At 59.4% G+C, this 24,487-nt stretch carries 12 protein-coding genes; 10 read left to right on the top strand and 2 right to left on the bottom strand.

Translation table 11 applies throughout. The annotated features are described in order from the left end of the window. The first annotated feature begins 171 nt into the window (after positions 1–171). Both pqqD and pqqE read left to right on the top strand, forming a co-directional pair. A complete protein-coding gene (gene pqqD / locus AB4037_RS33455) occupies positions 172–450 on the top strand; it encodes a pyrroloquinoline quinone biosynthesis peptide chaperone PqqD (protein WP_441774503.1) in 279 nt (92 codons plus the stop codon). Continuing rightward, entirely contained in the window at positions 447–1,577 is a 1,131-nt protein-coding gene (pqqE, locus tag AB4037_RS33450; RefSeq protein WP_441774502.1) for a pyrroloquinoline quinone biosynthesis protein PqqE, read from the top strand. The genes pqqD and pqqE overlap by 4 nt, the downstream gene beginning before the upstream one ends. A 348-nt stretch (positions 1,578–1,925) precedes the next feature. Here pqqE and AB4037_RS33445 read toward each other — a convergent pair whose 3' ends face one another. Both AB4037_RS33445 and AB4037_RS33440 read right to left on the bottom strand, forming a co-directional pair. Continuing rightward, positions 1,926–4,091 carry a peptidase domain-containing ABC transporter gene (locus AB4037_RS33445; RefSeq protein WP_441774501.1) on the bottom strand — a complete coding sequence of 722 codons (2,166 nt, stop codon included), beginning with the start codon at positions 4,089–4,091 and terminating at the stop codon, positions 1,926–1,928. Between the two features lie 38 nt (positions 4,092–4,129). Further along, positions 4,130–5,380, bottom strand: a complete 1,251-nt coding sequence (locus tag AB4037_RS33440) for an HlyD family secretion protein (protein WP_441774500.1) — start codon at positions 5,378–5,380, stop codon at positions 4,130–4,132. Positions 5,381–5,863: 483 nt separating this feature from the next. On the opposite strand from AB4037_RS33440, the gene AB4037_RS33435 reads away from it, so the two are divergent. From AB4037_RS33435 to AB4037_RS33400, 8 genes are all read left to right on the top strand, one after another. Continuing rightward, entirely contained in the window at positions 5,864–6,109 is a 246-nt protein-coding gene (locus AB4037_RS33435) for a hypothetical protein (protein WP_441774499.1), read from the top strand. Between the two features lie 374 nt (positions 6,110–6,483). After that, positions 6,484–7,968, top strand: coding sequence for an acyltransferase domain-containing protein (locus tag AB4037_RS33430; RefSeq protein WP_441774498.1), 1,485 nt, complete (start codon positions 6,484–6,486; stop codon positions 7,966–7,968). Positions 7,969–8,144: 176 nt separating this feature from the next. Continuing rightward, entirely contained in the window at positions 8,145–14,054 is a 5,910-nt protein-coding gene (locus AB4037_RS33425; RefSeq protein WP_441774497.1) for an SDR family oxidoreductase, read from the top strand. After that, on the top strand, positions 14,051–17,989 hold the full coding sequence (locus AB4037_RS33420; protein WP_441774496.1) for a cytochrome P450: 3,939 nt from the start codon (positions 14,051–14,053) through the stop codon (positions 17,987–17,989). The genes AB4037_RS33425 and AB4037_RS33420 overlap by 4 nt, the downstream gene beginning before the upstream one ends. Positions 17,990–18,035: 46 nt before the next feature. After that, complete coding sequence (locus AB4037_RS33415) at positions 18,036–19,409, top strand: flavin-containing monooxygenase (RefSeq protein WP_441774495.1); 1,374 nt, start codon at positions 18,036–18,038, stop codon at positions 19,407–19,409. 39 nt (positions 19,410–19,448) lie between these two features. Then, a complete protein-coding gene (locus AB4037_RS33410; RefSeq protein WP_441774494.1) occupies positions 19,449–19,826 on the top strand; it encodes a DUF4345 domain-containing protein in 378 nt (125 codons plus the stop codon). Positions 19,827–19,932: 106 nt separating this feature from the next. Beyond that, on the top strand, positions 19,933–21,081 hold the full coding sequence (locus tag AB4037_RS33405) for an efflux RND transporter periplasmic adaptor subunit (RefSeq protein ID WP_441774493.1): 1,149 nt from the start codon (positions 19,933–19,935) through the stop codon (positions 21,079–21,081). A gap of 10 nt (positions 21,082–21,091) precedes the next feature. Beyond that, positions 21,092–24,157 carry an efflux RND transporter permease subunit gene (locus AB4037_RS33400; protein ID WP_441774492.1) on the top strand — a complete coding sequence of 1,022 codons (3,066 nt, stop codon included), beginning with the start codon at positions 21,092–21,094 and terminating at the stop codon, positions 24,155–24,157. The last annotated feature ends 330 nt before the right edge of the window (positions 24,158–24,487 follow it).

Below are 24,487 nucleotides of genomic sequence, written 5' to 3'. Positions count from 1 at the left end.
CGACTACGTCAAGCAGCACGCCACCACCATCGAGCTGCAACAAGCCGTCCTGGCTGCCCTCGCCTTCAAATGCGATGTGCTGTGGGCGCAGCTCGATGCGCTGCAGCATGCCTATGTGACGCCCGGCCTGCCGCCGCCCGGCGCCTGGATTCCGGGCATGGAGCTGGCGTCATGAGTGCCCTCTCGCCCCAGGACGTGCCGCGCCTGCCGCGCGGCGTCAGGCTTCGCTTCGACACGGTCCGCGACAAGCACATGCTGCTGGCACCCGAACGCGCTTTCGGCCTCGATGCGGTGGCGGCCAGTGTGGTGGAACTGGTGGACGGGCAGCGCAGCGTCGGTGAAATCTGCGATCTGCTCGCCGAGCGCTATGGCGAGGCGCGCGAGGTGATCGAGGGCGACGTCATCGCCATGCTCGACGACCTCCTCACCAAGCGGGTGATCGAGCGATGACGAGCGGCGCCCGCATTCCCAATCCCATCGGCCTGCTGGCGGAGCTCACCCATCGCTGCCCGCTGCGCTGCCCCTACTGTTCGAACCCGCTCGAACTCGATCACCGCGCGCAGGAATTGGACACGGCGACATGGAAGCGCGTGTTCGGCGAGGCGGCAGCACTGGGCGTGCTGCATGTGCACCTGTCCGGCGGCGAGCCGACCACCCGGCCCGACATCGTGGAACTGACGGCGCATTGCGCCGAGCTCGGTCTCTACACCAACCTGATCACGGCCGGCGTCGGGGCGGCGGATAGCCGGCTCGACGCCTTGGCCGAGGCCGGCCTCGACCATGTGCAGCTCTCCATCCAGGCGGCAACGGCCGAGACGGCCGAGCGTATTGGCGGCCTTGCCGGAGCGCATGCCAGGAAACGGGAATTCGCCCGGCACGTGGTGGCGCTGGATCTGCCGCTGACGGTGAATGCGGTCGTTCACCGCGCCAACATTGGCGAGGTCGGCGACATCATCGATCTCGCCGTCGAGATGCAGGCCAAGCGCGTCGAAATCGCTCACACCCAATATTACGGCTGGGCCCAGCGCAATCGTGCCGCCCTGATGCCGACACGCGCGCAGGCGGACGCCTCGATCGCCCTGGTGGAGGAGGCGCGCGAACGGCTGAAGGGCCGCATCGTCATCGACCTCGTCATACCCGACTATTACTCGGCCTATCCCAAGCCGTGCAGCGGCGGCTGGGCGCGGCGCACCTTCAATGTGACGCCCTCCGGCAAGGTTCTGCCCTGCCATGCCGCCGAAACCATCCCCCATCTCGAGTTCTGGTCGGTTCGGGAGCACACGCTGGCGGAAACCTGGCAGTCCTCGCCGGCCTTCAATGCCTATCGCGGCACCGACTGGATGCCCGATCCCTGCCGCAGCTGCGAACGGCGGGAGCGCGACTGGGGCGGCTGCCGCTGCCAGGCCCTCGCACTGACCGGCGATGCCGGCGCAACCGATCCGGCCTGCCACAAATCGCCCTGGCACGACCGCATGCAGGCCCTGGCCGCATCCGAGTCGGCCGTTTCCTCGCCACCGGCCTATGACTACCGCGTCATGACGGCTGCGCCGAGCCTCGCGGAGGGACAACCGGCATGAACAGCTATTTCCGTCGCAGCCCGAGGGGATCGTGTTTGGCCGGCCCGGCACTTCAAGCCCTGTCATTCTCTGCGTTGGCTAAAAGGGAATTGGCAAGCATACCTAACCGCGCAATTTTGTGCGTTGATATTCTTGAGGCGGTTCTTTCCTTTGGCCGTGCAATTTGCCGAATATAGGCCGTTCCACACGACAGGGGAATTTGTGATAATATTGCTCGGAAAAGTTTCGGCGCGCCCGAATGGCGGCCTTCCACTACGGTGGGAAGAGAGCTCGATGAGGGCTTACGGGCGCGCCGATCAACGAAAGATCCGGAGTCGCCTTTGCTGAGATCTGAGCCCACAAACGGGCCTAATTTTGCGGAAGCAGCTCACTTCTCAAATCGCGATCAACCACATTGCCATGCTGATCGATCGAGACCTCCCACAGCCGCCCCTCCCGTAGTTCCATGATGCGGGTGGCAGCCTGCATCATGGCGACGTTATGAGCAACGACGACGCGGGTGATCGACAATCCTTTCAGCATGGCGTGAATCTGCTCAGCGCGTTCGGGATCGAGATGGGCCGTCCCTTCATCCATCACCAGGATCTGAGGATTGCGATAGAGCGCTCGTGCAATCAGCACCCGCTGCTTCTGCCCGCTTGACAGGATGCTGCCCATATCACCCACATAGCTGTTGTATTGCATCGGCAGGTTCATGATTTCCGCGTCGATCGCCGCAGATTGCGCACAAAGGCGTACGCGATCCATGTCGATCTTCTCGTCGAACAGAGCGATGTTTTCGGCAAGCGTGCCGGCAAGGAGCTGCTCTTCTTGCATGACGACGCCGAGCTGGCGGCGGAAAGTCGATGTCCCTAGGGCGGGAATGGCGCGGCCATTGACCAGCACCTCGCCACCTGTCGGCTCGTAGAGGCCGAGAATAAGTTTCAAAAGGGTGGATTTTCCAGCGCCGGACGCGCCGACAATTGCCGTGAAGGAACCGGCGGGTAATTGGAGGCTGAGATCGTTCAGTAGGGGCGGCTCCACCGGGGAATAGCCAAAATGGATATTCTTGAGCACGATATCGCCGATGCTCGCATCCATGAGGATGGTGTCGCCACTATTGGCCTCACGCTCGGCAAGCGCGATCTCGCTGACGCGATCGAGCGGCACATCCAGCATGCGATAGGCGACGGCCTGGTCGATCAACGAAGTCAGCTTGCCGGTAAATTGTCCCTTATAGGCCATGAACGCGGTGATGATGCCGACAGTGATGTCGCCATCGATGACCATACGGGCGGCAAGATATAGCAGCAGCACATCTGACAGGCCTCCGAGCAAGCTGCTGAGGCCGGAATAGGCGATGTTGAGATTACCCGAGCGAATGCCGGCATTGACGTTGTCGGCATATAGATTACGCCATACCGCCTCCTGACTGCTTTCGCCCCCGAAGATCTTGATAGTCTGGATGGCGCGAATGGTCTCCAGGAATTTGCTCTGTTCGGTCGCACTGGTTATCATAGCATCGGTCTGAAGCCGCCTTGCATAGGGCATGACACCGAACTTCAAGGCGACATAGACCAAAAACACCGCCATCGCGATCAGTCCCAGCTTGACGCTGTAGACCATCATCAGGATACCGGTGAAAATCGCGAGCGTTCCATCGATGATCGCTGTTATGCCGCCGCTGAGGATGAAGGATTTGATCGGTTCCAGCGCATGGAAGCGCTGCAGCAGATCGCCAAGACTGCGCTTTTGAAAAAATTCAAGCTTTAGATGGACAAGATGGTGAAAGAGTCTTGCCCCCATATCGAAAGACAGCACATTGGCAAGGTATTGAAACACAAAACTGCGCAGAACTCCCGTAATGGCATTGAAGGCAGCCAGTAAGCCGAACGCAACAGCCAGGCCGACCAGAAGGTCGACATCGCGTTTTTGAATGGCCTCGTCGATGACCAATTGCATGTAAAATGGCGTAAGAAGAACGAAGAGTTCGAGCAACACCGACAGTGCCAAGCCTTGGGCGGCGGTCGACAGTGTGCTGGGGCCCCATTTCCACAGGCTCGACAGTTTCAGGGGATTGCGGTCCCTCTTGCGATCGAAGCCGGTGGTGGGGCTGAACTCTATAGCCACGCCAGTGAAGAGGGGAGAGATCTCCTTCAGGCTCATCACCCGGACGCCATTGGCCGGATCGTACAGCCAGGCCCGGTCACCCTTCACCTTACGCAGCACGACAAAATGCTTGAATTCCCAATGCAGGATGCAAGGGACCCGCAGCTTGGACAGTTCGTTCAGTTCGCAGCGCAAGGCTCGCCCACCAAGACCGATACGGGAAGCTACTTGCAGAAGATCCTTGAGCGTCATCCCTTTGAGCGATGTCGGGAAACGTTGTCGCAGGGCCATCAGATCGGTATCATAACCGTGCCATCCTGCGATCATGGCCAAGCAGGCAAGACCGCATTCCGATGCCTCGGCCTGGCGTACCAGACGAAGGCGCCGCAGGCCGGATATATTGAGAAACGTATGGGTGACGGACACGGGCGAAACCAAATTTGGATCAGGTGGGGGCGATGTATTCAGTTGACGAGAATGCGGTTGCTGGAGGCGAGCAAGGGGTCAAGGAGCAAGCTGAGGAAACTGCGCTTGTCCAGGACGATGTCCGCAGTCAATGCCATGCCGGAGCGTAGGGGGTAGCGGCGGCCATAGGCCATGATGGTATCGTTATCGGGAGTGACGATCACCCGATAGGCCGGCTCCTTCAGCGAAATTGCGGCCGTAGCCTCCTCCGGCTTGAGCACGGTGGTCGCGATGTCCGAAATACGTCCGGTTGCAAAGCCGAAACGCTCATGGGGGAAAGCGTCGTAGAGCAGGTGGACAGGCTGTCCGACTTGCGTGAAGCCGATGGCACGCGAGGAAACATAGATTTCCGCCTGCAGGGCGCTGCCGTTCGGCACCACGGCCATCAGGGGTTTGTTCGGATCGACGCGCTCGCCTGTCCTGGCTTGCAGAGCCGTGACAGTGCCGGCCGCCGGAGCCCGCAGAAGGTATCCGCTTTGTGCTTGCGTATTGGCGCGCCGTTCGTCCAGCGTTGCGAGATCACGCTCAATGTCGGCACGTGTGCGCTCGGTCGTCGAGGGCAGCATCGCCAGGGCCGATTCCTCCTCGGCCACCTGAGATTGAAGCTGGGCAATCTGTGACTTCAGCTCGTTGACGGATTGTTCCTGATTGAGATGGTCATAGATGCGCTGACGCAAATTGTCGCCACTCATGTAGCCCCGGTCAGCGGCGAGGCGGCCCTGTTCTGCCGCCCCCCTCGATAGTTCGAGGCGTTGTGCCCTGATCGGAAGCACTTCGTTGAGAGCCGCGATCTGATTGCGCAGTCCCTTGATGCGCTCGGTCTTGGCCCGGATGTCGAGGGGCGCGGCAATGTCGAGCACCCTGAGCTTTGCCTCCAGTGCCTGCTGCTCACGGCCGATTGCCTGCATGATATTTTCATCAGCCACGCCACCGCCTGTCAATTGCTGCTCGGTGGAGATCCAGGCGAGACGGTCACCTGCGTTTACGGTTTTTCCTTCTGTCACAAAAAGCTCGCGAACGGTGCCGGCCCGCGGCGCCAGCACGCGCAATTCTCCTCGGGAGAAGTTCAAGATGCCGGTTGCCGTCTCCTTACGGGCAAATTTGGCAAAGCACAGGAACAACGCAACCGTCACGCCAAAGAGCAGCAGGAACCACACGAGGATCGTCCAGGCGACGGGTTTGGAGGCGACCGGTGCACCGAAATCGAGTTGGCGCGCGTGCGCGAATGCTTCTTGCCTGAACAGGCTCATCTGGCCCACCAAAGACGTGCGGCTGCCAAGGGATGCATTTTCTGCCTGGTCATTCTCAAGTTACCCTTGGGACAATCACGGATTGCGACTGCCTTGCTGAACACGGCTTTGAAACAGGGCCTGCAGTTCTCGACCGCATTGCAATATCCCATCGGGCGGTGACGTCGTGCTCTGTCAGTGCCACGTTCAAAAAACAGCGCCTTTCAATTACCGGTGTAATCTTACAGACATAACGTAATGTACGATGATAAAATTGGCAACGACCGTGAAGCATTATGTCAATTTTACATAATCTTCATTAAACAATCAGACTCACTACCACCTTTCTAGGACTGCAAATTAATGACAATAAAATGGGATTACTGGATTATAATACTAAAGTAGGTCGCCATTTCATTTTGTTGTATCTTGCAAGGCGTTCTTCTATCCGGCATAGGTGCCCGAGCCAGACAAGGTGTCTGGCGGCTGAAATGGAGATTTAATATGCGGGACCTCAACCATCAGGAAATTTCCCAGGTTTCTGGGGGATATTATGACGGTAACAGCATCGGCGATGCGCTGGGAAATACCTTTGCACAACTCGGTAAGCTTGCCGAGAACGTTGCAAACGCCGGCACTTTCGGCCTGTTCGCTCCTGTGCTGAGCGCTGCCTATAATGTCGGTGAGGCAATTACGACTCCTGTCGTGAATATTTTCAATGCCATTTTTGGTGGCAAGCAGTATCGCTAAATTATTCGGCATTGACGTAAAAGCTTGCGCAAAATACTGACATCTTACAGCTCGAGGGCTGTATTTGTCAGACGTGTCGTTTGTCGATGGATTAGATCGAGGACGCATTTGCGTCAGTGCCTGGTACGAGCAACGGATGGGCGTCGCGAATGACGCCCATCTATAGGGGAATACAGAAAAACGTTCCCATGCTCGATGATTTTATTCGATAACAATCGCTATTGTAATCTCACAATATAAAACAATACCACTTTGATATCGTGGAGCTTTACGAAATATAAATCTCCAATTTGTGTATTTATAAAGCACCATCTATAGTTAAGCGTAGATATTGTGGAGAGCATCTGCGTACCCCGCTGTTCATGAGGCCTTATATGAGAAGGGCGTTTCTCTTCCCCGGGCAGGGGGCGTTCTACAGCAATGCCCACCAGATGATCCGCTCAGCTTATTTGGAGGTTGAGGTCGCGCTTGTGCCTTGCGAGCGGGTCGCGCTGGAACGGTTTGGGCGTTCGCTTGTCGATGCCATGAGCCAGCCTGGGGATGCCAGCGCCTTCGTCAAGCAAGATCCCGATCTCCTGCAACTGGCGATCTATGCGATTTCCGTGGCCGCGCACGCAGCATTAAGGGCCGAGAGCGTTGAAGCGGATGTAATGGTTGGCCATAGCTTCGGCGAGATCGCAGCGCTGACGTGCGCCGGAGCCTATACGATCGAGCAGGGCGCCAATATCGTCTGTGACCGTGTCGAAGCCTTGGCGCAGAGCGCGCCGGCCGATGGCTGCATGGCGGCCGTCATGGCCAAATCCGACGTGGTGTCTGGGCTGCTGAACGAATGGGCGCAGGCTCGCAATCGTTTTTCGATGCTCCCCGTGATCGCCGTGGAAAATCATGATCGCCAAACGGTGGTCTCGGGTCTTGAGGCCGACCTGCTCGATTTTGTTGGTTTTTGCATTGCTCGCAAGACCTCAGCTCAGCGCTTGCATTCGCCCTACAGCTTTCATCATCCCTCGCTTGCCGATGCGCAGAGGAATTTCGCCAAGCGCCTGGAGGCCTACACCGCCGGCAGCCTTGGCATGCCAGTCTACTCGCCGATCCTGGGACGCCCTTACACCAAAGGGGACGACCTCGGGGAGTGCCTGGCGCAGCATCTCGTCATGCCCGTGCGTTTCAGTGCGGCAATCCACACTCTGCATCGGGCCGGAGCGTCCGTTTTCATCGAATGTGGCGCCCTGGACGCGCTCAGCAAGATCGTCACCCGCAATCTGGGGAAGGGGAGCGCCACAATATTCGCCTCCCTTCCTTCTCTCGACAGGGAATTGAGCGCGATCGCGGACATATCTCGTCTTCAATATGAAGGAAAAACTATGCCAACGTCTTCTTACCAAGACAAGATCTCATCGTTCGATACTTTCCTGCAGCATAATAGCCAATCGATCATGTCGTACCTTCGAAGCGAGTACGAGAAGTTCCTGGCCCAGCAGTCCTTCCCCGCGCCTCAGCGCGTGGCCGGTTCGCCACTTGTCGTCGAGGCGGCGCTTTTGGCAGCGCCGCCCTCAACCCCAACCCTTATGGCCGTCGCCATGCCCCAGGCGGCCGGGGGGGCGATTTCGCGCGCGAAACTGTTTGACGAACTGGCGGAGATCTACGCCACCGCAATGGAGTATCCACGCGAGGTGTTTAACGAGACAGTAGAACTCGAAGCAGAATTGGGCATCGACTCTGTCAAGCAAACCGAGATCATGGGGCGCATCGCCTTGACCTATGGTTTGAGCCCACTGCCCACCAATATTCGCATGAGCGACTACAAGACGATGGGGCAGATCGTCGACTTCGTACATTCGCGTCAAAGCAAGGCGGCCTGAACTTTCGGTGGGCATTCCCGCCGCTTCCGTTTGAAAAAAGGCACTGGCCCGGATCGGAACGCTCAGGGAGCCGATGATCCGATCTGGAGGCCATGAAGGCGCGCAATCCCAGGGGATAGCCATGCGTGTCGCCTGGCGCAGTTTCGAGCCGTACGTCCGTAAACATCGAGGGTCCTATGAACGAATTTGCCGGAAAAGTCGTGCTTGTCACAGGCGGGGCGAAGGGTGTTGGCAAGATACTGGCAAAGCGCTTTGCGGCCCTCGGCGCCCACGTCGTGGTGAATTATTTTCATTCTCTCGACGAAGCCAAGAAAACGGCCGCCGAAATTGAAACATCCGGCGGCAAGGTTCGCCTGATCCGCGCTTCGGTAGCGCGGCAGGACCAGGTCGATCGTTTGTTCGACGAGGTCGAGCGCGAGTTCGGAAAGCTCGATATTCTTATCAACAATGCCGCCTCAGGCGTCCTGCTACCCATGGAGCAGATTACCGACGATCATTTCGACAAGGCGCTCAACACCAATCTCAAGGGAGCGTTTTGGTGCGCGCGCCGCGCCGCGCCGCTGATGGAACGGGCTGGCGGCGGTTCCATCGTCAATCTGTCCTCGATCGGAGCCGGCAAGGTACCCGCCCATTATCTTGTCGTCGGCACCTCCAAGGCTGCGCTCGAATCCTTGACGCGCTACCTGGCGGTGGAACTTGGGCCCCGCAATATTCGCGTCAACACGGCATCGACTACCTTGATCGATGGGGCTACCGCCGATCTGTTTCCAGATGCCGCAGGCATGAAGACATCCCATATCCAGGCCTCCGTACTGAAACGCCTCGCCACGGCCGAGGACATGGCCGCAATTGTGGAGTTTCTGGCGTCCGAGCGCTCGGGCCTGATAACGGGGCAGATGATTCTGGCCGATGGCGGCGTGTCCTTGTGCAGCGAGGGACTGTCGTCTCGCCCGCAACCCGCGAGCGAAGGCGAGCCATGGGGTGCTCCTGCGCTCGATGTTTCGGCCAGCATTGCCGTGACCGTGGAGCAGCCTGCCGCGGCAATGGAGGAGGACGAGATCGCGATCGTCGGCATGGGCCTGGCGCTGCCGGGGGCAAATGATGCCGATGACTTCTGGCGCATCCTCAACGAGGGAACGGAACTTTTCAGTATCGTGCCGTCGGATCGCTGGGACTATCGTTCTTTCTACAATCCTGATCCCGGCACTCGCGATAAGAGCTATCAGGCGAACTCCGTCTTTATCACCGATTTCAAGGCACATCCGCGGTTGCAAGCCGAGATCGATGCGGGCCAAGCGCCTGCCGAGTACACGACATTGTGGTTGCGGCACGCCCTGATGCAAGCGTTGGACGAGGTTACGCTTCGCCCTGATGCACGCACCTCCTTTTTTGTCGGCTATACGGCGGATGGGTCCCAGCATCTCGAGGAAGCCATGGTGCTGGCCGGTCTGCGGAACCGTCTTGGCGAGGTAGTAGCGGACCAAGCCAATGATCTCGAGGCAGCCGCTGTCTCGCAAGATATCGATACCGTTCTGAGCAAGCGCTACCATCGGGGGGCGGCGGGCTTTGCTGAGTTCTATCCGCATAAGGTCGGCACCGAAGCCATGCGCGGCGTCCTGCCGGTCCAGACCGACTATATGATGGTCGATACGGCCTGCTCCTCTTCGCTCTATGCGGTAGATATCGGCATGAAAGCCCTGCTTCTTGGCGAGAAGGACGTCGCCATTTGTGGGGGTGCCTTCGCTCTCGCGCCGCGCGGCAAGGTACTTTTTTCCAAACTCCATGGTCTTTCAAAATCGGGACAGGTCAGGCCTCTCGACAAGAACTCCGATGGGGTCCTGTTTGCGGACGGGGCTGGCGTGGTGGTGCTCAAGCGCCTGAAGCAGGCTCTCAGCGACGGCGACAAGATTCTCGGCCTCGTCAAAGCCTTCGGCTCGTCCTCGGATGGCAAGGGTAAAGCGATCTACGCTCCCAGCGCCGAAGGACAGAACATCGCCATTCGGCGTGCCTACGATGAAAAAGGTCCCGCGATTGGGGCCGTCGACTGGGTGGTGGCGCATGCCACCGGGACCCCGGCTGGCGATCTGGCCGAATTCCAAAGCCTACGTTCGATGTTCTCGGGCGACAGGCCCGTACAGGTCACGTCCAACAAATCCTTGGTGGGACATACCGGTTGGGCCGCAGGCGTGACTTCCCTGATCCAGGTTCTTCTTTCGCTGCGGCATGGCGTCATCACGCCACAGCATCGTTTCAGCGCGCCGCCCGAGCAGTTCGAAAGTGAAACCTCCAATCTGCGTATTCCCGAGCAGGCCGTGCCCTGGCCCGCGGACGCGCAGCGCCAGCGCTTGGCCGCCATTTCGGGCTTTGGCTTCGGCGGCACGAACGGCCATCTGGTGGTCGCCGACTATATTCCGGGCAAGACCGGATCGCTGCGGCTTGCCGCTCCCAGCCTTGCCGATGAGCCCCTGGTGATCGTGGGATGGTCCGCGAAATTGCCGGGGCTGGAAAAGGAGGACGATGTTCGCCGCTGGCTTCTGGGTCATGGTTCCGGCCCACAGGCAAGTTTCGGCAATGCCTATCCTTTGCCCCCCTTCGGCCGCGTGAAAATGCCGCCGGCCGTCCTCAAGATTCTGGATCGCTGCCAGTTGATGGCGCTGGACGCCGCTCATGAACTGCGAAGCGGGTTGACCGATTTCTGGGACAAGGAAGCCGGCCGCATCGGCGTCATCGTCGGGCATATGGGCGCCACGCGCAATGCCGCGCTTTATGCCAGCCGCTGCTACCTCGACGATATGGCGCTGGCGATCTCACAAGCTATTCCGGGCGCAAAGGCACAGGCGTTCATGGGCGAGCTGCGCCGCAAGGTGGAAGGCTTGATTCCGCCCACCAGCGAGAACGCCTTCCCCGGAATGATGCCGAATGTGATTCCAGCGCGCGTGGCGAACTATTTCGACCTGCATGGCCTCAACATGACGATCGATGCGGGCTACTCCTCGACGCTGGCGGCCTTCAAGGTTGCCGCTAGTTATTTGTGTAGCGGCGAATTGAGCATGGCGATCGTCGGCGGCGTCAATGGCAACAGCGCCGCCGAAATCGTCCCTTCCCTCAAAGCCAGGCCCGCCGAAGCCATCGTGCTCTTTGCAGTCACCACGCTCGCCCAGGCAAAAACCGCGGGGCTGGAGATATTGGCGCGCATCGGTACGGGAACACAGGCCATGTCAGCGGCAAGTGGCTTGCCGTTCAAGGACGAGACCGACAACGACCTGACCTATCTGGGTGCTGATGGAGCACTGGCAATTCTGCGCAGCATCGTGGAGGGACGCAACATCGTGATAGGGGCCCGGGACGCTGGTGATCAGGCCCCCTTCTCGGTCCATATCCAGCCAGCAGGCGCAGCCGCCCGCCCGTCTGAATCTGTTAGCGCCGAGCGTCCGGCCTTGCCTGCCGGCTTGTCCCGGACGGAAAGATCCGTCGAAGACAACGAACCTCTCGAACTTACCCGATATCGCATCGATTTCGTGCCGACGCCCTGGCAGCGTAGCGGCGAAGCCATCCCCTTCCTGCTGCCCCGGACCGCGGTGGTGACCGACATGCCGGAACTCCTGGACGACCTGGTTCCGCTGCCCGCGGATCTCACCGTTCTGTCGCTGGCGCCTCTGCCCGAGGCGCGAGCGGGCTGGCACCATATTTCAGTCGTGGCCGACGGTTGCCTCGACGGGCTGCTGAACCCAGCCGTCTCGCATATCAGGATCCTGTCCAATCTCCAAGCTTCGGCACCGGCACCCGAACTCGCCAGCGAGGTCATTCTCAAGCTTCATAGCCTGAGCTTCCTGGCATTGAAGCGCTTCTACGACCAACTCGGCAAACATGGTTCGTTCTTGGCCCTGCTGCTCGACGGTGTGGTCGCCGGAGGGCTGCATCCGAATGCGGGTGTGCTGACCGGACTTGTCAAGTCGATGGCGATTGAGGTGCCGACATGCCGCTCGCTGGCCATCTTCACCAATTCGCCACGAGCCCGCGAGGGCGTGTGGCAAGCGGAGCGCGAAACGAGTGCCTCGCATGTTCTGCCTGTCGTCGTGCTGGAAGGCGAAAGCAGATTGCTCGAACGCGTCTGCCCGGCGGCGGGACGGATGCCCTTGGATGGCAGGATGCCGCTTGGCCCGGAATCCGTCGTCGTCGCCATAGGCGGCGCACGTGGTATCACGGCGGAGACCCTGAAAGGCTTGGCCAAGCTGAGCCGCCCCAGGATCTATGTCATCGCCAGTTCCGATATTGGTGACGGTTCTCCCCTGATGACCGCCTCGGACGATGATTTCAAGGGCATGAGGCCGGATTTCGTGCGCCGCAGAAAGGCGGAAGACCCCGGCTTGGCGGTTGCTGCCATCAATAGGGAGTATGAGCGGATCGCTGCTCAACGCGAGGCCCGCGGCAATCTGGAGGCCTTGAAGCAAGCCTGCGGGGCCGATCGGGTTCACTATCTGCGCGCCAGCGTGCTCAATGCCGAGCGTCTGCAGAGTGTCGTTGCCGACATCTACGCCCGTGAAGCACGCGTCGATCTCGTCATCAGCGCGGCAGGCATGGGACGGGGGGCAGCCATTCCCGCCAAGGCGCTGAGCGAGTTCGAGGCGATCCGCGATCTCAAGGTCAGAGGGTTTTGGAACCTGCGCAAGGCCTTCGATGCCCGGCGCGTGGGGGCTTGGTGCAATTTCGGCTCGCTGATGGGGCTGACCGGACAGGCCGGTGAAACGGATTATTCGTCGGGCAACGACATGCTCAACACGCAGGCTGCCTATCTGCGTCGCCGGAACGATCTGGACATGTTCTCCATCGGCTGGACCTTGTGGGCGGCCACCGGGATGGGGAAGAATTCGGTGACCGCTGCCTTCTTCGAACGGGTCCAGACCTATACCTCAACGCGGATCGGCGAAGGGGTTCACCATTTCCTGCGCGAGATCTGCAGCACGGACAGAGGGTCAGCTTCGGTCCTGCTCGGCGACAAGGAACGGCGCGCCATCACCGACATCATACCCGGCTTCTTCGCGCCTGTCGCGGTAACGACTTCATCTACGGTCCCGATGCAAGAAGCTGTTCCATTGGCACCGCTGGAGCCGCAGCTCGCCTTCTATCTCGATAAATGCCTGGAGAAGAGCGTGGATGAGGTAGTCTTCGAGCGAACCTTCGACCTGACCCGCGATCCCTACCTCGACCATCATCTCGTCAACGGCTTTGCCACCTTGCCCGGCACCTTCGTGACCGAGATCGGCGCCGAGGCCGCCTTGCAGCTTAGCCCTGGAGCCGTGGTTGTAGGCTTCGAGGATATCGTCTTTCACAACTTCCTGCGAGCCTATGGCGAAAATCGCCCGAGCACCAAGCGCATTCGGGCCAAAGTGATCAGCCGGGACGGCGACAAAGCGGCCATCCAGGTCCACATCACCGGTGATATCATCGCTCCCAACGGTCAGATCCTTCAAAAGGACAAGCTTCATTTCGAACTGAAGGTCCTGACGGCCGCCAACTATCCTCCGATGCTCTACTGGCCCAAATGGCCAGAGCAGCCTTTTACGCCCGTCGCCGACCCCTATCATATGGAAGGGGCACCGGTCCGGCTCACCGAGATGTTCGTTTCGACCACCGATACCCGCGCGACCCCGCTGGGCAAATATGGCCGTTTCAAGCTCGCCCTGGGACGCAGCGATGCGGTTTTCTCCCACTTTGCCATCCCGACCATCCTGCTGGACGGCCTTGCTCGCATCGGTGTCCTCAACCACGTCGCGCGTGACTATATTCCCCTTGCTGCTCCGACCTCGATACGTCGCATCGACATTTATGAAGGCGGAAACGATATCGAGCTTGCGGCCCGCCACGATGAAATCGAACTCTATGTCAGCCCGAGAGAATATACGCTGGGCGGCGGCAGTACCAATCGCTTCGTGGCGACCCGGCGCGACCGCGGCATGCTCCTGCAGATGCGTGACGTGGGTGGTGTGGTCACCGGTTATGTTCATCGCAGCACTGGCGTCTTTGCCACCGTCAATGACGTCGAGGCGATCCTCGCCTCCCTGGTCAAGGAGGGAGCGGCTGCATGAACACGATCGTGATGTCTTCCAAGGCGCGCAAGGAAGGACGGTCCAGAGCACCCGGCCCGCGTGGCAATGTTGTGATGGGCAATCTAGCCGAATATGTCGACGATCCCATCAGCATGCTGATGAAGCTGCGCAATGGCTATGGAGACATCGCACGTAACCGGTTGGGTCCGTTCATGACTCATCTGCTCTCCCACCCCGAGCATGTCGAATATGTCCTGCAGGAGAATCATCGCAATTATTGTCGAGGACGCTTCTACGACAATTTCAAGCTGTTCTTCGGCGATGGCATTCTGACCACGGAAGGCGATTTCTGGCGCAAACACAGACGCATCGTGCAGCCGGTCTTCAACAAGGGCGCCATCGATGACGGCACCGCCGGCGCTGCCGAAGCAACGGCGGGCTTGATCGAACGCTGGAATCGCCTGCCTGCCGGTAAAGCCATCGACGTCATTCCCGAGATGATGCACTACAGCCTCGCGGCTCTCGGCTTGATGATGTTCAATACGGATATCTCGCGCCAGTCCCAGGCATCAGGCCCCCTGGTGCGCTATGCCATCGAAGCCATCATGCCACAGGGCAATCTCAACGATCTCCTGCCTCGCTGGCTGCCGACGCCGTTCAATTTGCGTACCAAGAAGATGAGCAGGGAACTCGGCAAGCTCATCCAGGAGGTCATCGACCAGCACCGGCGTAGCGACAACAACCAGGCAGCCGACATCATCACCCTGCTTCTGGATGCCAAGGACGCGGACACCGGCCAATCTCTGACGGCGAAGGAAGTGCATGACGAGGTCATGACGATTTTCCTCGCCGGTCATGAGACGACAGGCAGCGGATTGGGGTGGGCGTTGCTGGCCCTCGCGCAGCATCCGGCGGTTTTGCGCCGGTTGCGCGAGGAACTCGACGCCAAGCTGGGCGGCCGCATGCCCACCACCGAGGATCTCAAGGATCTTCCCTATCTGGATCAGGTGGTAAACGAGACGCTGCGTGTGTATCCACCGATATGGGCCTTCACGCGCGACCTGATCGAGGATGATGAAATCGGCGGCTATCGCATTCCGGCCAAATCCTCGATCTTCCTGTCGCCCTATGTCACGCACCGGCATCCGGAATTCTGGTCGAACCCTGAAGCGTTTGATCCGGAGAACTTCGCTTCCCATGCTCCCGAACGGCATAAATATGCCTATTTCCCGTTCGGCGGTGGCATGCGCAAATGCATCGGCTACCAAGTTGCCTTGCTAATGACCCGTGTTCTGGTCGCCGGTGTCGCGCAGCATTTCGATCTGGCATTGTCACCGGGCCATCCGCTTCAGCGGGGGGCTTTTGTTTCCCTTCGCCCGGTGAACGGCCTCGACATCGTCGTAACGCCGCGGAAGGGAACGCCGCCCCGTCCGGGAAGCGGTTCCGGCCGGGACGATGGGGCCGGCGTGCCATCCGAAAGACCTGTTCCGCATGGCGAAGCGGCGGCAGGATGCCCGTTTCGCAGTGCGTCGCCGACGCCGGTAGAGCAGCTACCCGCATCTGCGACCACTGAGCCCGAGAAGCCAACCGAAGTTGGGCCCGCTTTCGTCGATCTTGCGAGGATCGATCCGCCCGCGGCAAGCGGGGAGGAAGATACGCCCCGCACCCGCCGCTTTGTCTGGCAACCCATGGAAATCGCGCCGCTGCCTGTGGACCCGGCCCCCGATCTGGCGGGCAAACGCATCCTCATCGTCAACGGCAGGACCTGCATGGCGGAGGATATCGCTCTGGCCCTGTCGCGGGCCTGCTGCAAAGCTTATGTCTTCGCACCGGGGGAGGGCGACGATATCGAGTTGGCGATGCAGGCCTGCCATCAGGACCATGGCCCCTTTGACGGCATCATCGATTTGACCTTGCCGCCGCCATTCGACATCACGAAGGAAGCCACCTGGGAAGCACCGATCGCCCGCAGCCTGGCAGCGTTGCGCTGTTGTTACGAGCAATGGTGCCAGGAAACCGACGCCAATCGGGCATTCTATTTACCTGTTACCTGGATGGACGGGCGGATGGGCTATGGCCCGAGCGGTCTGGCGCAACCACTCGGAGGGCTCTGGGCCGGCCTCGCCAAGACGCTGCCTCAGGAAATTCCCAACTGCAATATCCGCATTCTCGATCTTTCAGCTGATGAGACCGATGGTGCAAGCCGGCGGATCGTGCAGGAACTTTATCGTTGGGGTCTTTTCGAGATCGGCTATTGCGGCGGCAAGCGTTTTACCCTGCAGGCAATCTGCGATCGGGGAGCTGAGCCGGCGCGACCTGTGTTGAGCCGGGAAGATACCGTCTTGTTTTCCGGCGGCGGCCGCGGCATCGGCTTGCTTTGCGCCGAGGCGCTCGCCGTTCGTACCGGCGCGACGGTGGTCGTGACCGGCCGCATGGAACCAGCCACCGGTGACGAGCCTTGGGCGCGGCTGAACGAAGCCGAGTTCAAAGCCTATGCTCAAGCCGAGTTGGCCAAGGCTTCGCGCGAACGTCCTGTGGTGGCGATAAGGCGCAAGATCGACCTCAAACGCCAAAGGTTGGAATTGCGACGCACCCTCGATCGCCTCCGGTTGGCGAACAGTGCGGTGCGATACGTCACATGCGACGTAACCGACAAGGCCGGTGTCACGCGGCTCTGCGAGGAGATCGGGCCAAGACTCCGGATGGTGATCCACAATGCCGGCGTCGATCGTCCACTTCGGCTCGCGCACAAAGAAGCGAGCGGTTTCATCGCAACGATACGGACCAAGATCGCTGGCTTTGTCACACTCTATCAGGTCGCGAGCAATCAGTCCGGCCTCGTCACCTTTTGCAATGTCGGATCGCTCACCGGTCGCATGGGCGGCATGACTGGGGAAACCGACTATGCCGCCGCAAATGAGGGCCTGGCAAGGCTGGGCCTGTGGGCTGGGCAGATCCGGCCCGACCTCAGCATCAAGACCTTGGTGTGGCCGACTTGGGAACAAGTCGGAATGATCACGAATTTCGATGTGACCAAGCGCTATGTCTCGCCCATGCCCGTCGAAGAGGGGCTGGGGTTCTGGCTTAGCGAGCTCGCCGAGCCCCGCGGTGGCGAGATCATGTTCATGGGCTCGATCGGGCAGGCCGTGACACCGGTCCAGATCAACGGTTTCCCGATGATCTACGACGTTTCAGGCCTGCCCTATCTGATTTATCGACGTCATCATGTTGGCGCGGTACGTCGTTTTATCCCGTTCCGGCATATCAGTACGGTCGCCACGCTCGACCCACGCTTTGCGGCCTTCATGCATGAACGCGATTGGGCGGGACGATCCGCTTTGGCGCCCACCATGGCGATCGAGCTTGCCCTGGGGGCCGGCAGTTGGGTGATGGCGCAGGATTTCAAGCCGACAGTGCTGGCCGCGATCCGCGACGTGCGTCTCGATTTGAGGGCATGCCGTCTTTTCGATGGGGCGGCTGTAATCGAGCTCCTGCACGATGCCGAAGGCAGATGGGAGGGCGATGACTGGGTCGTGGATGTCAAGGCCAACCGCTGCGACATCGCCGATCCGCTGCTGACGATGACGGTTGTCTTTCGGCCATTTGAGGCGGCGGCTGCACAAAACTGGTCTTCCGACGATAGTTGGCTCGGTCCCTCGGTCACCATGCGCTCGGCCGATGGGGCGGATTTGTGGGCACTGCCTTATCCGCCATCCCCGGCTCTTCCTGTGGCTCAGCTTGATCACATCATTCGCCAAGCGTGCAAAGGATTGGACAGCCAGGCCAGCAAGCTGTGGGCCGCCGACGAAATCGTCCTCGGGCCTGCCGATCCGGCAACCGAGACGCGGATTGTCGCAGGCGGGCAGGGCCGGTACGCCGTCCTTTCCGGGGATGATCAATTGGTTGCGAGCATTGATGGTGCCCGCCTTCTCGACCCCCTCCAAGCAGGCATCCGGCCGATCGCAGCTGAATAGACAAATGTCGGGGCTGCACCCGTCCTACTCATCAAGGAATTCTGCCATGCAGGTGAATAATTATGAAGAAAAATACTGTATTATAGGCGGTGGAGCGGCAGGAATTACGACCGCCAAGAACTTAAGAGAACAATCAATTCCATTCGATCTCATCGAGAAGGAAGATGAGTTCGGGGGAAACTGGTATTTTGGCAAGCCTTCTAGTAGCATTTATAAGTCCGTTCATATGATCAGTTCGAGAGAATTCTCGGAATATACGGACTTTCCTGCTGACAAAACGCTGCCGACCTATCTGCGGGCCGATCAGGCGCTCGACTATCTACGCCTATATGCGCGTACATTCGATGTGTATCGGCATGCCGAATTCAACCGCACGGTCGTCGAGATCGTCCCGGTGCCTTCACAGGAATGCTGGGATGTCTGCCTCGACGGTGGCGAAACGCGCCGATACAAGGGCGTGCTTGTCGCCAATGGCCATCTCGTCAGGCCAAACTTGCCTGATTATCCAGGCACCTTTACTGGCCTTCAGCTTCATTCGGCCCAGTACAAGACACCCGATATCCTGCGGGGCAAGCGGGTTCTGGTCGTGGGAGCCGGCAATTCGGGCTGCGACATTGCAGTGGAAGCCGTGCATCACGGCGAGAAGGTCTTCCATAGTACCAGGCGCGGCTATTACTATTGGCCGAAATTCGTATCGGGCAAACCGGTGGACGCCTGGGCCGAACGCTTTCTCGAATGGCGGACGCCCCTGTGGTTACGGCGCCTTTATGGAGGTTATATCCTCCGCCGGCAAACCGCCGGGCAGCCCGAACAATATGGTTTGCCCAAGCCCGATCATAAGATGTTCGAGGCGCATTTCATCATCAATTCCACTTTGCTCTACCATCTTGGCCATGGCGATATCGTTTCGAAGGGCGATGTGAAGGCGTTCGACGGCACGAAGGTCCTTTTCAAGGATGGCTCACAAGAGGAAATTGACGTTATCGTCCATGCCACGGGCTTCGAGCTCAGCTTTCCTTTCCTGGACCAGAAGCATCTGAGCTGGAAGAAGGAGAAGCCGGATCTTTTCCTCAATCTCTTTGATCCGAGTCATAAGAACCTGTTTTTCATCGGGCTTTTCCAGACTTCGACTGGAAACTGGCCTTTGATGGACTATCAAGCTCAACTCGTCGCCCGGTATCTAGGGGCTCGTGTGGATGCTCCTGCCCGAGCAGTGGAGCTCGAACGCCAGATTGCGCAGATTCGGGCCGATATGGACGGAGGCATCCGCTACATGACCGTGCAGCGCCATTCCATCGAGGTCGAGCATTTCGTCTATAGGCAGATGCTCAGGCGGCTCATTAAGAAGATCGGCTCGGGTCAACGAGCCATGACAGCACCTCCAAGAATATCCCCTCCAGCGATTGCACGCACTTCTTGAGGAAGCCGGATGATAACCAGACGCAACCTGCAGATTTCGATGGCGGTATTGGCCTGCGTACCTGTCCTGACGGGCCTGATCGGAATGCTCGGCATTTATGACCCGATCTACCACGATCTGCCCATCGACCCGACGCTCGACAGCAATCTGCGGTTCTACGCCGGCGTGTGGTGCGGCCTTGGGCTTGCGGGGTTCTGGCTGCTGCCGCGGATCGAGCACCAGACCACTTTATTCCGCGCCATATGGCTTGCCATCTTCATTGGTGGCCTGGGAAGGCTGCTTTCGCTGATCTCGGTTGGCATGCCGTTTCCGCCTTTCGTAGGCTTTATCGCCTTGGAACTTGTTGGCGCGCCCCTCATCGTCTGGTGGCAGGCCAAGATTGCCCGCGAAGCTGCGAACGGCCGCGGACAGAACTGACATGCATCAAGCGGCATCCTCCGAAGTCACGGGCCCGCGGATCGTTCGGGCGCCGCAAAGTCCCGTGCTCCCCAATGCGGGGAGGGGAGGTTTTGCGTCGAATGCGATGACCATGAAAGCCGGGATCGAGTCTGATATACATGCCGTGCCGCCGGTATTCCGGCGCTTCGGGCTGTACAAGGTGTTGTCTGCGCTGGTCGGCTTGGGGGCAGCCGTGGTCTTGTGCTCTTGCGACCAGAATAGCACCCGTGCCGAGGTCCCATCGCCACCGCGCCCGGTGCTGGTTACGTCGATTTCCTATTCGCCGGAATTCGAGAAGCGTCAGTTCCCGGCCACGATAACATCCCGCATCAATCAAAATCTCGGCTTTCGTGTCACTGGCAAAGTGCTGGAGCGCTTTGTCGACGTCGGCCAGGCCGTGAAGGCAGGCGATATCCTGGCGACCTTGGAGCCGACCGATTTCCGCTTGCAAATGGAGCAGGCGCAGGCGGAACTGGAGGCGGCAAAAGAGAACCTCGAAACCGCCAGCGCAGCCAAACAGCGCAATCTTGCCCTGCATCGTTCTGGGAATGCACCTCAGTCCCTCGTCGACACGACGACATCCGCTGCCCAGGAAGCGTCAAGCCGCCTTGCAAGAGCGCAGCTTGCCGTGAAGCTGGCGGAGAATGCCCTCAGCTACACCACCCTGAAGGCGGACGCCGACGGCGTGGTAACCGGTGTGGGCCTGGAACAGGGCAATGTCATCGCGGCAGGCCAATCCGTGCTGCAACTGGCGAGCATGGGGGAACTCGAAGCTTCCGTGAGCCTGCCGGAGAGTTTCCAGCCCGATTCACTGGTCGGTCATGCAACTCTAACCCTTTGGGCCTATCCGGCCCAACGATACAAGGTCAAGCTGCGCGAGTTCAGCCCATCGGCGGACGCGACGACGCGCACCTTTCAAGCGCGCTTTTCGATCTTGAATATCGATCGGAATCTTCGACTCGGCATGAGCGCTACCCTGACGATTTCGCCGGCGGACGCTACCCCGGTCGCGCGCGTGCCGCTTTCGTCTCTCTTCGATCAAGGCAGCGGAATCGGCCTGTGGCGCGTGGACTCCGATGGCCGCCTGACCCTCGTTCCCGCCAAGGTCCTGCGCTACGAAATCAGCACCGCCCTGATTGCCGCGGCATTGAAGGAAGGGGATTGGGTCGTTGCGCTCGGTGTGCAAAAGCTCGCCGCCGACACCCGCGTCCGCATCGTCGAAAAAACACAATGAGGCGGCTGGCGTGAAGTCTTTCAACCTTTCCGAATGGGCGGTTCGCCACGCGCCCTTCACGCTTTTTCTCATAGCCCTGCTGGCCGTGTCGGGAACCTTTGCCTATCTCAAGCTCGGCCGGGCGGAGGATCCCGATTTCACCATCAAGGTCAGCACCATAACCGTGGTGTGGCCTGGCGCCACTGCCCAGGAAATGCGGGATCAAGTCTCCGATGTCATCGAGACCAAGATGCAGGAACTGCCCAATCTCGACAAGATCGAGACCTTTTCCAAGCCTGGCGTTACCGCAATCGAGGTCGTCTTCAAAGACTCGACCCCGCCTTCCGAGATTCCGACGCTTTTCTATCAGTTGCGCAAAAAACTCCACGATTTGGCGCCGACCCTTCCGCCCGGCGTATTGGCCCCCACCGTGAACGACGAGTGGCAGGACGTGGATTCAATTCTGCTCGCCGTATCGAGTGAAACGGCGGATTACCGCATGCTCAAGGATGTCACCCAGATGTTGCGCAAACGCCTGGTTGCGACCCCGGGCGCCCAGCGTGTCAAACTTTACGGCGAACAGGCCCAGCGTATTTTCATCGATTTCGATCCCGCCCGGCTCGCGGTTCTTGGCATCGAGCCAGAACAGATATTCGCATCGATCACCAAACAAAATGCCATTGCCGGTACCGGTACCTTCGAAACGACTTCGAGCCGCGTGCGTATTCAAATCAGCGACGCCTTGCGCACCGCCCGTCAGATCGCAGCGATTCCTTACCAGGCGAATGGCAAGTCCTTTGTGATCGGCGACATAGCGAAGGTGATGCCTGGCTTTGAGGATCCTCCCTCCTTCAAAGTCCGATCCGACAACAAGAATGCCGTTCTCCTGGGCGTCGTGATGGCCAAGGGTAGCAACATCATCACCTTTGGCCGCGACATCGATACCGCGCTGAACGAAGTTCGGACCCAAATCCCTGTTGGCATTGACCTCAGCATCATCGCGGACCAACCTAAAGTCGTTTCGAGGGCGATCGGAGAGTTCACCACCTCGTTCGTCGAAGCCCTGGTGATCGTGCTTGGGGTAAGCTTTGTTTCTCTCGGCTTGCGGGCCGGCTTCGTGGTCGCGCTGTCGGTTCCGCTCGTCCTCACCATCACAATGCTGGCGATGTATGCCCTCGCCATCGATTTGCAGCGTATTTCGCTCGGTGCCCTGATTATTGCGCTGGGGCTTCTGGTGGACGACGCGATCATCGCCGTCGAGATGATGGTCGTGAAAATGGGGCAGGGATGGACGCGGATCGCTGCCGCTTCCTATGCGTGGAAATCGACGGCCTTTCCTATGCTGGCTGGTACGCTCGTCACCGCAGCGGGCTTCCTGCCCGTTGGTTTTGCGGCTTCTTCGACGGGCGAATACACGGGAACATTGTTCTGGGTGCTCATGATCAGCCTCCTGGCTTCCTGGCTGGTCGCCATCTATTTCGTGCCCTATCTCGGCACGAAATTTCTGCGTACCTCTGGGGTGGAGGAGCAGGAAAAAGCGCATCTTTATGATTCGCGTTTCTACCGTTGGCTGCGCCGTGTCGTGACCTGGAGCGTGAATCATCGCTACCTCGTGGTGGCATCGACAGCCAGCGCACTGATGCTTGGCGCCGTCGGTTTCCTCCATGTCCAAAAACAGTTCTTCCCCCTGTCGGATCGCACCGAACTGTTCGTTCAGATACGGTTGCCAGAAGGCTCCTCGTTTTCGGCGACCGCCGAAGCTACCCACCAAGCCGAAAAATTGCTGCACGGCGATGAGGATGTCGTGAGCTCCACATCCTATATCGGTGAGGGCGCATCACGCTTCTGGATGGCGATGAAACCGGAACTCCGCAATGAGGCTTTCGCGGAAATCGTCGTTGTCACTCACAGCTTGGACGCGCGTGAGCGTGTTAAGCAACGCCTCGAGCAACGCCTTGCAGATGGTGCCCTGCCGCAGGCTCGCATACGCGTTATGCGTTTCAATTTTGGTCCGCCAGTCGGCTTTCCCGTGCAGTTCCGCGTCTTGGGAGATGACCTCGCCACCGTGCGCGAGATTGCCTATCGAGTACGCGAGCAGATCGGGAGGGACAAGGAAGTTCTTGATCCCCATCTTGACTGGAATGAGAAGACGCCGCGGGTCAGGCTCGAACTGGATCAAGCGCGCATCAGATTGCTCAGCCTGACGCCGGCCGACATTTCGGCACGGATCCAGATGCTCCTCTTGGGTGCCAGCGTGACCTCGCTTCGCGATGGCACGGAGCAAATTCAGGTCGTCGCGCGTGCCGGTGCTCCAAGCCGACAGGACATCAGCCAGTTGCAGGACTTGCCTATTGCCTGGGCAAACGGCTCCGTCGTCACGGTTGGCCAGGTCAGCAGGCTCGTCTATGAGAGCGAAGAGCCGATCTATTGGCGACGCAACCGCGAAACCATGATCTCGGTACGCGCCGACGTTGCCGACGGCGTGCAGGCGCCGGATGTCTCGTCGCGTTTGTGGACAAGCCTGGAATCTGTTCGCAATTTGCTCCCGCCTGGCTATCGCATCGAGTTGGGCGGCGCCATCGAAGAATCGATCAAGGCCAATGTCTCGATCTTCGCGATATTTCCGGTGATGATCGCCATGATGATGTTAATCATCATGATCCAGTTGCAGAACATGTCGCGCCTGTGCCTGGTGATGATGAGCGCGCCGCTCGGTATCATCGGCGCCTCGCTATCCCTCAACCTCATGCATGCACCATTTGGTTTTGTGGCTCTGCTCGGGCTGATCGCACTCCTCGGCATGGAAATGCGCAATTCCATCATCCTCGTGGATCAGGTCCGCCAGGACATCGAAAGCGGTGCGAGCAATCGCGATGCCATCATTGGCGCGACCGTTCGCAGGGCGCGGCCTGTCGCACTGACCGCGCTCACGGCCATTCTCGCGATGGTCCCTCTGTCTCGCTCGATCTTCTGGGGCCCCATGGCAATCACCATTATGGGGGGGCTTTCCCTTGCTACCCTGTTCACGGTGCTGTTTCTGCCGGCACTCTACGCGATTTGGCTGAGAGTCCCGTCGACCCCGACACAACGCAAGTGAGGTTTGATTAACCTGCCGGTGTTGTTCCTATTCGTGCTTCAGAGGAGATATGCTGATAGCCGAAGACCGGTTCGGTTATTCCACTGAAGAATCATGCCGAAAAAATCCCAGCTTACGATTGGGACGTTCGTTGAGTTTATTGGTGGGCGATACTGTGTTCAGTCTGGTATGGAGCCTCGCTCTAAGAGCCCAACCCGAAAAGAGTTGAGCGGTTTCAGTCGGTTGTGATTCCGTCAGGTTGCGAGACGTGATGGAGAACACTATGGCCTGGACCGAAACCGCCCGGCGTGATCATGCACGCCGGGGGCTGCGCTATTCAAGCGATTTGAG

Source organism: Labrys sp. KB_33_2 (assembly GCF_052114505.1).
GTDB lineage: Bacteria > Pseudomonadota > Alphaproteobacteria > Rhizobiales > Labraceae > Labrys.
The sequence above is the reverse complement of the archived record's forward strand: the minus strand, read 5'-3'. Positions and strand labels throughout refer to the sequence as shown.

Excerpts from the sequence above, each read along its gene's own strand:
- pqqD (WP_441774503.1), top strand. The coding sequence starts at position 172 with ATGAGTGCCCTCTCGCCCCAGGACGTGCCGCGCCTGCCGCGCGGCGTC.
- pqqE (WP_441774502.1), top strand. The coding sequence starts at position 447 with ATGACGAGCGGCGCCCGCATTCCCAATCCCATCGGCCTGCTGGCGGAG.
- AB4037_RS33440 (WP_441774500.1), bottom strand. The coding sequence starts at position 5,380 with ATGAGCCTGTTCAGGCAAGAAGCATTCGCGCACGCGCGCCAACTCGAT.
- AB4037_RS33435 (WP_441774499.1), top strand. The coding sequence starts at position 5,864 with ATGCGGGACCTCAACCATCAGGAAATTTCCCAGGTTTCTGGGGGATAT.
- AB4037_RS33430 (WP_441774498.1), top strand. The coding sequence starts at position 6,484 with ATGAGAAGGGCGTTTCTCTTCCCCGGGCAGGGGGCGTTCTACAGCAAT.
- AB4037_RS33425 (WP_441774497.1), top strand. The coding sequence starts at position 8,145 with ATGAACGAATTTGCCGGAAAAGTCGTGCTTGTCACAGGCGGGGCGAAG.
- AB4037_RS33420 (WP_441774496.1), top strand. The coding sequence starts at position 14,051 with ATGAACACGATCGTGATGTCTTCCAAGGCGCGCAAGGAAGGACGGTCC.
- AB4037_RS33415 (WP_441774495.1), top strand. The coding sequence starts at position 18,036 with ATGCAGGTGAATAATTATGAAGAAAAATACTGTATTATAGGCGGTGGA.
- AB4037_RS33410 (WP_441774494.1), top strand. The coding sequence starts at position 19,449 with ATGGCGGTATTGGCCTGCGTACCTGTCCTGACGGGCCTGATCGGAATG.
- AB4037_RS33405 (WP_441774493.1), top strand. The coding sequence starts at position 19,933 with ATGACCATGAAAGCCGGGATCGAGTCTGATATACATGCCGTGCCGCCG.